Source organism: Dactylosporangium sp. CS-047395 (assembly GCF_050942185.1).
Classification (GTDB): Bacteria; Actinomycetota; Actinomycetes; order Mycobacteriales; family Micromonosporaceae; genus Dactylosporangium.
Genome location: NZ_CP192015.1, coordinates 7,172,410 through 7,185,591 on the forward strand (window position 1 = coordinate 7,172,410; position 13,182 = coordinate 7,185,591).

The window sequence follows — 13,182 nt, forward strand, 5'->3', positions numbered from 1 at the left end:
GTGATCGGCCGGTTGAAGCCCGTATTGTGCGCGCATGGGGGAGATGGCGTGGTCCGCCGTGCCGCAACCGGTGCGCGCGGCCGTGGAAACTCGGCTGGGCAGCACGATCGTGGCTGTCGCGGATGTTGCCGGCGGGTTCTCGGAGGGCGCGGCGGCCCGGCTGAGCCTGGCCGACGGCCGCGACGTGTTCGTCAAGGCGACCGCGCACGAGGCGGTCCGCGACTTCCACCGGCGCGAAGGGGCGATCGCGGCCGGGCTTCCTTCGACGGTACCGTCGCCGCCTCTGCTCTTCGCCCTTGAACACGATGCGTGGGTGGTGCTGGCGTTCGCCTTCGTCACCGCGAGGCCCGCCCGCCCGGCGGACCTGCCGCGGGTCCTGGCCGCCGCGACGTCGATGGCTTCGGTGTTGACGCCCGCGCCGCTGCGGCCACCCACGCGCCCCCGGTTGCTGCCGGGCCCCGCGCTGGACGGCGACACGCTGCTGCACGGCGATCTCTACCTGTTCAACGCGCTCATCGGCCCGTCGCAGGTGTACATCGTGGACTGGGCGCACGCGTGGGTCGGCCCGGCCTACGGCGACGTGCTGATGCTCATGGCCGGCTCCCCCGAGGCGGAGTCGCTGTGCGCCGCGAACCCGCTCACGCGCGACCTGCCCCCGCACGCGATCGATGCGTTCCTGGCGGCCCACGGCGGCTTCCTCATGAACCTGGCCGCCGCCGCCGCGGCCCCGAACCTGGCGGCGATGGCGGAGTCACTCGGACGGGCCTCGCTGGGCTGGCTTGCACGGAGACCGTACAGTGCTACGTGATAGTGTTGGGTGCCATGGTGTTCAAGAAGATGCTCGCCGCCTTCGGGGTCGGCGGACCGAGTGTCGACACGGTGCTCGACACCCCTGCCGTCCAGCCCGGCGGCTTCATCGACGGCCACGTCCACATCCAGGGCGGCGATCGTGACGCCCGCATCGAACACGTCGTCCTGGTCCTCACCTGCGGCGTCGAGCTGAGCCGCAGCGCGGTCGCGGACCACTTCACGGTCGCGGCCGGCACCACCGAGTCGATTCCGTTCCGCCTGCCCGTCCCGTGGGAGGCGCCGATCACCACCGTCTACGGCCAGCAGCTGCGCGGCATGGCCATGGGCGTCGTCACCTCCCTGGAGGTCGCCGGCGGCCGCGACCAGGGCGACCTGGACCCGGTGGCGATCACGCCCCTCCCGGTCCACCAGGCCATCCTGGACGCCTTCGCGGAGCTGGGTTTCCGCTTCAAGAAGGCCGACGTCGAGCACGGCTTCATCCACGGCGTGGCGCAGCAGCTCCCGATCTACCAGGAGATCGAGTTCTGGCCGCCGCAGCAGTACGCGGGCCGCATCAACGAGGTCGAGCTCACCTTCATCACCAACCCCGCCGGCACCGACATCATCCTGGAGTTCGACAAGCGCGGCGGCTCGTTCACCGGCGGCGGTCACGACGCTTACAGCCGCTTCGGCATCGGCCACGACCAGGTCGCGGGCACGAACTGGACCGCGGTGGTGGACGGCTGGATCCACGAGGCGACGCAACGCCACTACTCCCGCATGCCCGCCCACGGCCACGGCGGCTACGGCGGCCACGGCGGCTACGGCCACCGCGGCGGCGGCATGGGCATGGGCACCGTGGTGGCCGCGGGCGCAGCCGGCGTGGTCGGCGGCCTGGTCGCCGGCGAAATCATCGACGAGGTCTTCTTCGACGACGAGGGCGGCGGAGACTTCGAGTAGCGGCCGCCCGGGCCAGGGCCTCCTCGGCCTCGGCCACGATCCGCGCGACGAGCTCGGTGGCCGGGAGGACGTCGGTGACCAGATCGACGCCCTCCCCGGCCCACACCGGCAGCGGCGGCACCACACCTCGGGCAACGTCGTCCGCGTACTCGCGCCGCACTTCCGCACCGGCCGCCGCTGCCGGGTCGTCGCGATAGCGGTCCAGGTACGGGCTGCCGAGCGTCCGCGCCGCATAGTGCGACGGCCACCCCGACCCGCGCACGATGTCCAGCACCCGGCTGCGCTCGGTCTCCTCCCCCCGCCCGGCCAGCAGCGCCTTCGTGATCGCGGGGTCGACCAGGGCCTCCGGCGTGGCCTGGAACCGGGTCCCGATCAGCGCACCCGCCGCCCCCAGGCACAGCGCCGCCGCCAGCCCGCGCCCGTCGGCGATGCCACCGGCGGCGAGGACCGGGACCGGGTCGGCCAGGTCGGCCACTAGGGGTACGAACGGCAGCGTCGAGCGGCCCCGGGACGCTCGACCGCGCCGGCCTCGACCGCCCAGGTCAGGAAGCCGGCGCCCCACGGCCCGCCCGACGCGGCTACCAGCGGCAGTTCCCGGGCCAGCCAGTCCGGGTCGCCGCCGCCGGCGCCGAGCAGTCCCAGGCCGCCGGCCCTGGTCACGGCCGCTGCGAGCGCCCCGCCGGCCGACCCGCCCATGGGAGCGAGAGCAAGCGGATGTTGTACTCCGAGCAGCTCCGTAAATGCCGTCGCCAGCGCCACCGCCCCATCATCGCAGCCGGAATGGTGCTGTCGTTCGCGCCTTCGAACCGGACGGATCGGCGGATGCGGGCGAGATAGTTGTCGGCTATCAAGGATGGACAACACGTCGCGGGGGCGGAGGAGCACGCAACGCTATGAAGGCCGTCCTCGATGTCGCCCGCGTGTCGATCCTGTCCGGGCTGGCCATCGAGGTGCGAACGGCCGACGGCGAGATCCGGCCGTTCGACGTCCAGTCCATCCGGCCCACCGGCCGCGCCCTGCTGATCGGACTGGTGCTCGGCGGTCCGGCCGGCCTCAGCGTGGACCAGGCGAAACTGTGGGCCTGGCCGGCCGACGCCCAACCGGCGGACTCACAGCCCGTCTCGACGCAGATGTCGCTGTTGCGCAAGCTGGGCTTTCCGATCAGCTCCGCGCGCGGCGCCGACACCTACCGCCTCAAGCTCGCCGGACCGTGCACCGTCGACGCGGTCGCGTTCACAGAACTCGCCAAGGACGGCCGGGAGGCGGTCGACGACGATCCGGTCGCCGCCGTCGCCGCCTGGGAGTGCGCGCTCGAACTCTGGCCGCACGAGCGGCCACTCGCGGATCTGCACCCTTACGTGCACCGCAGCCAGGCGCTGTTCCAGCTCGAACGGGCGTACACCGAGGTCGTCGCCGGCCTGGCCGATGCCCTCCTGCGCCGGCCGGTGGCGACATCCACACCGGCGGACGACGCCCGGGTCGCCGAACTGATCGCCCGGCTGGCCGACCTGAGCGACGATGCCCGCCTGCCGGGTCTCAACCAGGCCCTCACGCTGCGGCAACGGGGGCGGACGATCCCGCCGCCGGAGCCGGCCGCGACGGCCTACCAGGGGTCGTACGTCACGCAGTACGTGCGGCGATGCTCGGTCGTCGACCCCAGGCATCTGCGCCGCAGCCACCTCACCCAGGACGTGGTGCTGCCGCTCGCGGACGTGTACCTGGCCCTCACGGTCGAGCTCAACCGCGCCGACCCGCCGGAGACAGCGGCTTCCGAACCGGCCCTCCCGGCGGACGACACGATCGCCGAGCTGCCCGGCTCCGCCGAGATCTCCTTCGCCGGCCTGGTGCGCGAGCACCGCTGGATCGTCATGCTGGGCGCGCCGGGGGCGGGCAAGTCGACGCTGCTGCAGTGGCTGGCCCTGATGCACGCGAACGCGTTGCGCGAAGGCGAGGACCGCGTGGTCGTCGAGGGCCGCCACCTCGGCTCCGCCGAGCCGGAGGTCGACCTCGGGCCGGCCCGCCTGCCGATCCTGGTCCGCGTGGCGCAGTACGCCGAGTACCTGGCCACGGGCACCCCCGATCCGAGCGTGCTCGACTTCCTGGCCCGGCACCGCCTGATGGACGAGCCGCTGACGGGCGAGCCGGAGGAACGGGCCGCGCTCATCCGTACCCACCTGCGGGCCGGCACCGCGCTGGTCCTGCTCGACGGCCTCGACGAGCTGACCGACACCCCGACCAAGGTCCGGGTGCGCCACGACATCGAGCGCTTCGTCGGCGAGCACATCGTCGACCCGACCAGCCCGGACGCACTCGCCCTGTTCGGCGAGCGGACGGCGATCCCCTGGTGGCAGGCGCAGCGCTCGTTCCCGGCCGAGTCGGGCGGCAACCAGATCGTGGTCACCAGCCGCATCCACGGTTACCAGGAGGCGGCCCTCGACGGCCGGTACACCCTGGTGCGCATCCGCCCGCTGACCCGCGCCCTGACGCAGCGGTTCTGCTCCAACTGGTGCCTGGCCGTGCGCCGCTTCCGTGCCCAGACGACCGGTGCCACCGACGACGAGATCCGGCTGCGGGGCGCCGAGGACGCGCACGCACTCGTCCGGGCGATCGAGTCGAGCCCCGGCGTGGCCCAGCTGGCGACCAACCCACTCCTGCTCACGGTACTGGCCATGCTGATGCGCGAACGCAGCGCGTTGCCGGCGCAGCGCATCGGCGTCTACCACGAGGCCGCGCAGGTCCTGGTCGAGCGGCGCGCCTCGGGCTGGTCGATGGAGCAGGTCCTCGACCTGCTCGGCCCGCTGGCGCTGTGGCTGCACGAGCACCGCTCCGACGGGGTGGCGACCCTGGAGGAGGTCCGCCGCCACGTCTCGGAGGCGATGTACCGGCGCGTCCTCGACGTCGAGGGCGGCGACGAGGTCGAGCGCTTCATCGACGCCGCCCGCAACGACACCGGCATCCTCGTCGAGGTGGCGCCGGACCGGTTCAGCTTCGCCCACCTCACGTTCCAGGAGTTCTTCGCGGCCAAGGAGCTGACCCGCTCGCTGCGTACGTTCGGCCCGGCCCTGACGGCGCGCCTGCACGACCCCCGCTGGGCCGAGGTGCTGCTGCTGGCCGTGGCGGCGATGAGCCAGACCCACCCCGACGACATCGAGGGCCTGCTCACCGACGTCCTGGACGCCGGCTCCGAGCACGAGGACCTGCTGCACCGCGACCTGCTGTTCGTCGCCTCGTGCCTGGCCGAAATGCCCCGCGTGGTCCCGTCGGTGCTGCGCACGGTGCTCGACCGGCTGTTCCGCGCGGGCGCCGACGCCCGCCGGGACGGCTACCGCGAGCTGAACGACCGGACGATCGCGGTCCTGAGCCGCCTGTACGCCGTGGCCCGCGGCATGGTCCTGCCCAACCTGATCGAGGCGCTCCGCGATCAGGAAACCTCCGAACTGGCCGCCGACGTCGTGGAGGCGGCGGGCGCGGCGTCGCTGGATCTCCTCGACGCCCTGGAGGAGGTCTGCGCCCGCTGGAACCGCCCGCCCCGCGCCGTCGCCGTCCGCGCACGCGTGGCCCGCCGCCTGCGGATCAGCGGCACCGCGATCGACCCCGTGTACCGTCCGATCAGCACGCTGCTCAACGTCGACCACCCCGAGGCCGCCGCCTGGTACCGCCAGCGGGTGCCCGCCCTGCAGAAGCTGTTCTACGTCATCAACGACCGGGTCGACCCGGCGGTCTACGAGCACATCCGGTGGCTGCTGGCCGGATGGTCGCCCGACGCGCCCCCGGACCCGGACGGCATCGTCGACCGCCTGGTCGAGCGCCTCATCGACGCCTGCGGCACGCTGCGTGGATCGGATCTGTCGGCGATCGCCGGCGTGGCCTATCAGCTGGCCCCGTTCCGGTTCCCGGGATGGCTCCACTCGGCCTATACCAAGGGTGACGTCGACACCTGGTCGGCCGCCCGGCTGTTCGCCGACCTGCCGGTGCTGGTGCCGGCCCCGCCGGGTCTCGACGGCTGGAGCGCCGGCCTTTCCGATGACGCCGCCGTCGCGCTGATGCGGCAGTCCCCGACGCTCCCCCTGCATCCGGGGCTGGCCAGGCTCGCCTGGTCGAACCTCGACCGGGGCGGCCCGGTCGGCGCCGCGGCGCTGCGGCTGCTCAAGCGAGGGGCCGCACACGCCCCGCTCGAGGTCACCACGGCCGGCGTGGTCGCCCTCGGGAACGTCGTCGGCACGATCGACGATGGCGACCTGCTGCCGCTGCTGACTCGCCTCAGCCTGCCGGATCCCGCACCGGCGGACCTGATCGCGGCATTGGAGTCCCTGGGACGGGACGGGCACGATCTGCGCCGCACGCCGGCCGTGCTGCTGCTCGCGACGGTGCCCGGCCGGATCGTCGACGAGCACGTGTACGACCAGCTCGCGGAGGCCCTGCTGCGGGACGGCGAGCGCTGGCGGGTGTACGCGGCCGCGGCCCTCCGCATGCGCCGGACCGCCGACACGGTGACCGACGGCGCGCTGCGTCGCGCACGGTCGCATTGGCGTACGCTACGAACAGCCGACCCGGCCACCGCCGACGTGCACACCGGCCTCGCTCACGGCCTGAGCCAAATGGCCATCGAGAGGTTCTCGGCGCTTCCCGGTGCCTGGGACGACGACGAGGCACCGACGCCGGCGATCGCCGTCACCGACGAACTGCTCGACGGGCTGCCCGGCCTTCCCGCTCCAGCCGTCCGTGAAATCGTTGGGGGCCTGGCGTATGAGGCGCAAACCGGGAAGCCCACGGGAATCGACCTGACCCGGTTGCTCCAGCTCGCCGGCCACACCGGGTTCCACCGGGAGATTCGGCAGTGGCTGTTCGAGATGTTCGGCACGGACGCGGCCAGGACGGGCCGGGCCGACACCCTCCTCGACGTGGTGCAACACGCCAGCGAGCAGGACACCGACCTGTGCGCGGCGGCGGTGCGCGGCTACGCGCTCTGGGCGAGCAGCAACGCCGCCAGCGTTGGCGCGATTCCCGACATCCGTGCGGCGGCAGCGGGAGTGCTGCGGAAGGCCCACGCGGTTGAGCCGGTGCCGATGATCGGTGCGCTGACCGCGCTCGACGTCGTCGAACTCGCCGGCCCGAACCAGGCCCTGGAGCTGTTGCGGACACGGTCGTCGACCGTGCGGGTGGCGGCCGGGGCGCTGCTGTGGGCGTTGTCCAGCACCAGCAGGTGGATGTCACCGCAGACCGCGCACGGCCGCCCGTGGCACCAGGCGATGCTCGGCCTCGTGGGAAAGCTCGCCGACCAGGAGCGCGGCCTCCGCGCGGTGGTCCAGGAGATCGCCGCGATCCTGTCCGGCCAGGATGCCGGCTGGAACCGGCAACGGGCCGCCCTGGCCGCCGCGGAGCTGCTCCAAACCAGTCAACCCGATCGATTCGGCCGCGCGGCGGCCGCGATCGCACTGCCGGACCTGCTCGAACCGGCCATGCACCAGGCGGGCAGTTACAACGTGCGCCTGTTGAGCCGGACCATGGCCGGACGGCTGCGGGTGAACGACCCGAACTGGATGCCCGCGCTGCTGTCCGAGTGCCGGGACAGCGACGCCGCCTGCGACTCGGCGCTGCGTTGGACGAGGGCGGCACCGCAGCCGTCGCCGGTCGACCCCGACGTGGCGATTGCCGCGATGACCGGGCCGCATTGGCGAACCGCGTGGCTCGCGGCCAATCTCGTGGTGCAGAACGTCAACGCGCTTCCGCCCGCCGACGTGCAGCGACGGCAGCAACTCCTCGGCGCCATCGTCACGGCTCTCCGGTCGGGCAGCCCGGCCCTCGACCTCGCCCGGCCGGCCGGCTCGGCAAGCCTGCGTTCGGCCGTCTATGCGCTGGTGGATGGCGTCGCTCCGACCCCGGCCCCAAGCGGGCGGCAGGAGATCGGCCTTCATCAGCTCGCGAGCGACGCCACGATGCTCGGCCGGCATCGCCAGATGACGAGCGCCTTCGTCTTCGGCGGCACCCACTCCGACGCGATCCAGGCCGCGACGGCGACACTCGCCACGGTCGTCGCACGGCGACGCATGATGGTGCTCCGCGACCCCGACGACCGGCCGCAACGCGTGAACCCCCCGAAGCCTCGCGGCGGCCCCCCGGTGAGTTGGACGGCATACGGGCTCGCCGACCTCACCGACGAGGAGACCCGTCTGGTCGCTCAGGCGATCTATGACCTTTGCGAGCGCCGCACCGGCGACCGGCTCGTGAAGAAGTTCTCGGCGAAGGATATCGCGGAGTTCGACGCCTTCGTCGAACGCGACGGTATCGGTGACGCCCTCGCCTGGCTCGAGCGGAAGACCCCGAACTACCGGCTCATGACCCTGAACGTCCTCACGGAGCTGCAGCGGGAGGCGCGCTCGTCGGCGGCTGAGATCTTGGCGGGTTTGCGCAGCTCATAGCCCGTGCTCATCGAAACCTCATCGCGAGCTCATCGGGCGGCAGCCAACGATGTGTTGCGGTAGAGCCGCGGGTGAGCACCCGTCCGTAGCTTTCTGCGCAGCGGCCCACCGCCGCCCCCGCAGGAAGGAGACGGACATGCACCTCGACTCGGCCGCCGACCACCTGGACGGCGTCATCCGGCTGGCCGGCATGCTCGGCGCGCTCGCGATCGGCGCCGTGCTCGTGCTCACCGGGAAGGCCACGATGACCGAGGCCGCGGCGTACATCAGCAGCGTGCTGGTCTACCTCGGCGCGGTCGGCTCGGCCCGGGACAAGCGGGCCCGCTGAACCACCAGACCCGACGGGCGGCGGAGCCGGAAACGGTGGCTCCGCCGCCCTCGGCATGTCAACCCAGCGTGGCCGTCGCGAGCAGATGGGAACTGGCGGCGACCAGCGACGGCTCGGTGGAGTACAGCCGCGCAAGTTCCAAGGCCGCAGTGAACACCGACTCGGCGTGCGGACCGTTCAGCGCCGCCTCCGCCGCCGTCCACAGTGGACCCTCCAGGCCGTGCAGGACCACGTCCGGAAGGCCGGCGTCCGTGCACTCGGACAGGAGCTCCTCGGGGCGGTGGAAGTACGCATGGGTGAAGCCGAGTGACGGATCGTTGCGCCCGTCGTGCACCAGTGAACGGGCCTCGGTGAGGGTTCGCGCGTTGAAGCGGGCCGTCGCGGCGAAGTCGAGGGGGCCCGCGAACCGGGAGATGACGGCCGCCGCGAGCACGCCGCCGGGGCGGGTCACCCGGGCCGCCTCGCGCAGGACGGCGACCCGGTCGGCCCGCTCGTGCAGGTGGTACAGCGGGCCGAGCACCAGCACCGCGTCGAACGACCCGTCGGCGAACGGCAGCGAGCGCGCGTCGCCGACCGAGGCCTCGATCGGCGGGTCGCCGGCCCGGGCCTGCTCGACGTGGGCCGGCACCAGGTCGACGAGGCGCACCCGGTGCCCGGCCCGGGTGAGCTCACGCGCGTACGCCCCGGTGCCGCCGCCCACGTCGAGGACGGCAGCACCCGGCGGCAGCAGCTCGTGCAGCACCTCGAGCGTTCGCGTCCACTCCAGGCGGGCCTGCGGGCGGCGGGCGAGCCGCTCGTCCTCGCGGTACTGCGACGAGTAGTACTCGACGATGTCCTCGGTCGTCATGCCGCCGACCCTAGATCAGCGCAGCCGGGCGATGCGCCCCATTTCTCCGGAGGCCCAGCACACGCCCCCGGCGCAGGCGACCGAGTCGAAGCTGCCGGTGTCGAAGCGGGTCCAGCTGCGCCCGCCGTCGCGCGACCAGTCGCTGCCCGTCGGCCCGACCGCGAAGGCGACCTCCCCCCGCCAGGCCGCGCCCGAGCGATACTCGCCAGGCACCGTGCGCGACACCGTCCACGACCGCCCGCCGTCGCGGGAGACCGCCGCGCCGGACGGGGCCGAGGTCGGAGTCACGTAGTCGCCGCCGACCGCGACGCCGTGCCACCGGTCGCGGAACGCGAGGGAGTAGACGCCCGCCGACGGCCCGGACGGGATTGGCGTGGTGGCGACGGTCCATCGCCGGCCGCCGTCAGCGGAGTGGAAGACGCGCGAGGACGAGCCGCCGCCCGTGGCGAACCAGAAGTCGCGGCCCGCGGCGACGAGGCAGGTGCCGCTCGCGGCGAAGGCGAACTCGCCGTCCAGGGCGGGCGGCAGGTCGGCCGCCAGTGAGGACCAGTGCCGGCCGCCGTCGTCGGTGGTCAGGAGCTGGAAGTGGCCGTTCACCGGGTCGCCCAGGGCCAGGCCGTGGCGGGGGTCGGCGAAGGCCAGGCAGTCGTAGAAGGCGGCCGGGTCGGTGTTGCGGTAGGTCTCGGTCCAGGTGCGGCCACCGTTGTCCGTGCGGTACACCCGGGAGTCCTCGCCGTTGCCGATCGACAGGATGACGGCCCGCTGGGCGTCGAAGGCCTCGATGTCGCGGAACTGCAGGGCTTCGGTGCCGGACGGGCCGACCGAGCGCCAGCTGCGGCCGCCGTCGGTGGTGCGCAGGACGGTGCCCTCGGTGCCCGAGGCCCAGGCGACCCGGTCGCTCACCGGCGACAGGCCGCGCAGCCTGGCGGTGGAGCCGGTGTCGAGCAGTTTCCAGGACGGTTCCGGCGGCCATCCGAAGCCGCCGGCGCCCACGACGACGGCCAGCCCTAGCATGATCGCGACGATGCGATTGGTCATATCGATGAACTTAAGGAGCTGGGCTGCCCGGGACAACCCCGGGGCCGGTCGTGTGGTGGTTCGAGGCATGAACGGCTCGCGCCGGTGGTATGAGGGAGACATGACCTTGACCGTCCTGGTGACCGGCGCCTCCGGGTTCGTCGGGTCGAAGCTCGTGCCGCACCTGCTCGCCCGCGGCCACCGGGTGCGGGCGATGACCCGCAAGCCGCAGCAGTACTCCGGAGCGGGCGAACCCGTCGCCGGCGACGTCACCGACCCCGGGAGCCTGCGCGCGGCGCTCGACGGCGTCGACGTGGCGTACTACCTCGTGCACTCGCTCGGGCTGGACGACTTCGTCGAGCGCGACGCGCAGGCCGCGCGCAACTTCGCCGCCGCGGCCGCCGACGCGAAGCTCGAGCGGATCGTCTACCTGGGCGGGCTCGGCGCCGACGGCGACGCGCTCTCCGACCACCTGCGCTCCCGCCGCGAGGTCGAGCAGATCCTGGCGGCCGGCCCGGTCCCGGTGACCACGCTGCGCGCCGCGGTGATCATTGGGCACGGCGGCATCTCGTGGGAGATCACCCGGCAGCTCGTCGACCACCTCCCGGCGCTCATCACGCCGCAGTGGGTCGCCACGCGCACCCAGCCCGTCGCCCTGCCCGACATGCTGCGCTACCTGGTGGCCGCCGGCGAGTCGGAGGAGGCGCGCGGCCGCGTGTACGAGGTGGGCGGCCCGGACGTGGTCACCTTCGCCGACATGTTGCAGCGGGTGGCGAAGGCGCGCAGCAAGTTCCTGCCGAACGTGACCGTCCCGCTGCTCACGCCGCGCCTGTCGTCGATGTGGCTGTCGCTCGTGACCGACGTGGACATCCCGACCGCGCGCAATCTCGTCGACTCGCTCAGTGCGGAGACGGTCGTGCGGGAGCACCCGATCAGCGAGCTCGTGCCGGGCGAGGCGCTCGGGTACGACGACGCGGTCCGCCTCGCCCTGGCCGACCGCGCCCTGGAGCTCGCCGAGCGGGAGGCGGAGCGGACCGCGGCCGAGGCGACCAAGGCCGGTGAGACGGCCGAGGCCGCCCGCCGGGCCGCGCGCGACGCGGAGCAGCACGCCCAGGACGTCCGCCGCGAGCTGGGCGTGACCGTCCCGTGAGGGCCCTGCGCGACCTCGCCCGGGCCGCGTTCGTCGATCGGGTGCCGCGCGAGCACGGGGAGACGGCCGCCCTGTTCCGCCGCCGCCGCATCGTGGTGGCGGTGACGCTCGCCGCCGGCGCCGTCCTGCTCGGGTGGTCGCTCACGATCCGCCCCGGCGACCCGCTGTTCTATGCCATGACCCTGGCGGTGGCGGCGACCTGGGTGGCCGGCAGCCTGCTCTCGGGCCGCTTGCATTTAGGCCGCATCTTGTACCGTGACAAGCTCCGACGCCCGATCCTGACGCCCATCGCGACCGGGCTCATCGTCGGGGGCGTCTTCGTCCTCGGAGCGCTGATCGTGCAGCACATCCCGCCGTTGCGAGCCTACGCGGGCGAGGTGCTGGACCACGCCCGCTACGGCTCGATCGTGCCGATCACGATCGTCACGCTGCTCAACGGCCTGGCCGAGGAGGTCTTCTTCCGGGGCGCCCTGTTCGCCGCGATCGGCCGCAGCCACCCGGTCCTCATCTCGACGGTGGTCTACGCCCTGGCCACGATCGCCACGGCCAACCCGATGCTCGTCTTCGCGGCGGCCGTGCTCGGTGCGGTGCTCGGCCTGCAACGGCGCGCGTCGGGCGGAATTCTCGCCCCGATGCTCACGCACGTCACGTGGTCGATGGTGATGCTGTTCGCCCTGCCCCCGTTGATCGGCTAGCGACGAAGGGCCTGTCTGGCACCGTTGCATACCGTTCGATGTCCTGAGAAGCGGTGGGGGAGCTTCGCTCCACCCACACCCCCTCAACACCGCACCGGGTCCCTACTCGCCGCAGCAGCAGGTCATGCTGCTGCGAGGCCTACAGGGACGTCGCGACGGTCTCCAGGTGGTCGAGGGAGTCCTGCAGGCCGCTCTCCATGCCGGAGGCGATCACCGCGTCGCGGGTTTCCTGGTCGTCGTACTCGCACAGCATGGACATGTGCGTGCGCCCGTCGGTCTCGGTGAACGTCACCGTGATGAGGCCGGTGTGGGCGTCCGGGTCGGGCAGGCCCTCGAACACCTCGGTGTTGACCAGGCGGTCGGGGGCGGCGATCTCGCGGTACACGCCGCGGAAGGCGACCTCGAAGCCGCCGGCGTCCATCACGTAGCGCCACCCGCCGCCGACCCGCAGGTCGATCTCGGCGCTGACCATCGCGCCCTTCTCGCCGGCCCACCAGCGCTTGACCAGCTCCGGGGTGGTGTAGGCGCGCCAGACGAGCTCCTTCGGCGCGTTGAACTCGCGGGTGATGAGGATCTGCAGGTCGGTCGGGAGGGTGACCTTCGCCGTGCCCTTAGTCGTCGTCGGCATCGTTCGTCTCCTTCGTGAGATCGTTCAGGACGTCGTCCATGCGGTCGAAGCGCTCGTTCCAGCGCTGCTCGTACGTGGCGAGCCACTCGTAGATCGGCTTCAGCGGCGCGGGGTTCAGGCGGTAGACGCGCTGCCGCCCCTCCTCGCGGACCCGCACGAGGTCGACCTCGCGCAGCACGCGCAGGTGCTTGGACACCTGGGGCTGGGCGAGCCCGAGCAGGTGCACGAAGTCGTTGACCGGCCGCTCACCCTGGGCGAGCAGGTCGAGAATCTCGCGCCGCCGCGGTTCGGCGACGGCGTTGAACGCATCGGTCGTGGTAGCCGCTCGTGCCATGCCACCAATCATATG

Annotated in this window: 12 protein-coding genes; 6 read left to right on the forward strand and 6 right to left on the reverse strand. The window is 72.7% G+C overall.

All coding sequences use genetic code 11. The features are described from left to right. Positions 1-34: 34 nt before the first annotated feature. Both ACQP00_RS33810 and ACQP00_RS33815 read left to right on the forward strand, forming a co-directional pair. Positions 35-808 carry a hypothetical protein gene (locus ACQP00_RS33810; protein ID WP_433203255.1) on the forward strand — a complete coding sequence of 258 codons (774 nt, stop codon included), beginning with the start codon at positions 35-37 and terminating at the stop codon, positions 806-808. A gap of 14 nt (positions 809-822) precedes the next feature. Continuing rightward, entirely contained in the window at positions 823-1,749 is a 927-nt protein-coding gene (locus ACQP00_RS33815; protein WP_433203258.1) for a sporulation protein, read from the forward strand. Here ACQP00_RS33815 and ACQP00_RS33820 read toward each other — a convergent pair. Both ACQP00_RS33820 and ACQP00_RS33825 read right to left on the reverse strand, forming a co-directional pair. Further along, complete coding sequence (locus tag ACQP00_RS33820) at positions 1,700-2,224, reverse strand: nitronate monooxygenase (protein WP_433203262.1); 525 nt, start codon at positions 2,222-2,224, stop codon at positions 1,700-1,702. The genes ACQP00_RS33815 and ACQP00_RS33820 overlap by 50 nt on opposite strands. Beyond that, positions 2,224-2,508 (reverse strand): nitronate monooxygenase, encoded by a 285-nt coding sequence (locus ACQP00_RS33825; protein ID WP_433203265.1) that lies wholly within the window; start codon positions 2,506-2,508, stop codon positions 2,224-2,226. Before ACQP00_RS33825 ends, ACQP00_RS33820 begins: the two co-directional genes overlap by 1 nt. A gap of 134 nt (positions 2,509-2,642) precedes the next feature. Here ACQP00_RS33825 and ACQP00_RS33830 point away from each other — a divergent pair, with 134 nt between their 5' ends. After that, a complete protein-coding gene (locus ACQP00_RS33830; RefSeq protein ID WP_433203268.1) occupies positions 2,643-8,168 on the forward strand; it encodes a DUF5663 domain-containing protein in 5,526 nt (1,841 codons plus the stop codon). 136 nt (positions 8,169-8,304) lie between these two features. Next, complete coding sequence (locus ACQP00_RS33835) at positions 8,305-8,496, forward strand: hypothetical protein (protein ID WP_433203271.1); 192 nt, start codon at positions 8,305-8,307, stop codon at positions 8,494-8,496. 58 nt (positions 8,497-8,554) lie between these two features. Here the strand turns inward: ACQP00_RS33835 and ACQP00_RS33840 are convergent, their stop codons facing one another. Next, positions 8,555-9,343: a methyltransferase domain-containing protein gene (locus ACQP00_RS33840; RefSeq protein ID WP_433203274.1), complete on the reverse strand. Its 789-nt coding sequence runs from the start codon at positions 9,341-9,343 to the stop codon at positions 8,555-8,557. 15 nt (positions 9,344-9,358) lie between these two features. Beyond that, positions 9,359-10,381: an oxidoreductase gene (locus ACQP00_RS33845; RefSeq protein ID WP_433203277.1), complete on the reverse strand. Its 1,023-nt coding sequence runs from the start codon at positions 10,379-10,381 to the stop codon at positions 9,359-9,361. A 100-nt stretch (positions 10,382-10,481) separates the two neighbouring features. On the opposite strand from ACQP00_RS33845, the gene ACQP00_RS33850 reads away from it, so the two are divergent. Both ACQP00_RS33850 and ACQP00_RS33855 read left to right on the forward strand, forming a co-directional pair. Next, a complete protein-coding gene (locus tag ACQP00_RS33850; protein ID WP_433203280.1) occupies positions 10,482-11,510 on the forward strand; it encodes an NAD(P)H-binding protein in 1,029 nt (342 codons plus the stop codon). Then, entirely contained in the window at positions 11,507-12,205 is a 699-nt protein-coding gene (locus ACQP00_RS33855) for a lysostaphin resistance A-like protein (protein WP_433203283.1), read from the forward strand. Before ACQP00_RS33850 ends, ACQP00_RS33855 begins: the two co-directional genes overlap by 4 nt. Positions 12,206-12,344: 139 nt before the next feature. Here the strand turns inward: ACQP00_RS33855 and ACQP00_RS33860 are convergent, their stop codons facing one another. Next, complete coding sequence (locus tag ACQP00_RS33860) at positions 12,345-12,833, reverse strand: SRPBCC family protein (RefSeq protein ID WP_433203286.1); 489 nt, start codon at positions 12,831-12,833, stop codon at positions 12,345-12,347. Beyond that, positions 12,817-13,167 (reverse strand): ArsR/SmtB family transcription factor, encoded by a 351-nt coding sequence (locus ACQP00_RS33865; RefSeq protein ID WP_433203289.1) that lies wholly within the window; start codon positions 13,165-13,167, stop codon positions 12,817-12,819. The genes ACQP00_RS33860 and ACQP00_RS33865 overlap by 17 nt, the downstream gene beginning before the upstream one ends. Between the last annotated feature and the right edge of the window lie 15 nt (positions 13,168-13,182).

What these genes read in the sequence shown, in the direction of transcription:
- ACQP00_RS33810 (WP_433203255.1), top strand. Translation starts at nt 35, where the DNA reads ATGGGGGAGATGGCGTGGTCCGCCGTGCCGCAACCGGTGCGCGCGGCC.
- ACQP00_RS33815 (WP_433203258.1), top strand. Translation starts at nt 823, where the DNA reads ATGGTGTTCAAGAAGATGCTCGCCGCCTTCGGGGTCGGCGGACCGAGT.
- ACQP00_RS33830 (WP_433203268.1), top strand. Translation starts at nt 2,643, where the DNA reads ATGAAGGCCGTCCTCGATGTCGCCCGCGTGTCGATCCTGTCCGGGCTG.
- ACQP00_RS33835 (WP_433203271.1), top strand. Translation starts at nt 8,305, where the DNA reads ATGCACCTCGACTCGGCCGCCGACCACCTGGACGGCGTCATCCGGCTG.
- ACQP00_RS33840 (WP_433203274.1), bottom strand. Translation starts at nt 9,343, where the DNA reads ATGACGACCGAGGACATCGTCGAGTACTACTCGTCGCAGTACCGCGAG.
- ACQP00_RS33845 (WP_433203277.1), bottom strand. Translation starts at nt 10,381, where the DNA reads ATGACCAATCGCATCGTCGCGATCATGCTAGGGCTGGCCGTCGTCGTG.
- ACQP00_RS33850 (WP_433203280.1), top strand. Translation starts at nt 10,482, where the DNA reads ATGACCTTGACCGTCCTGGTGACCGGCGCCTCCGGGTTCGTCGGGTCG.
- ACQP00_RS33860 (WP_433203286.1), bottom strand. Translation starts at nt 12,833, where the DNA reads ATGCCGACGACGACTAAGGGCACGGCGAAGGTCACCCTCCCGACCGAC.
- ACQP00_RS33865 (WP_433203289.1), bottom strand. Translation starts at nt 13,167, where the DNA reads ATGGCACGAGCGGCTACCACGACCGATGCGTTCAACGCCGTCGCCGAA.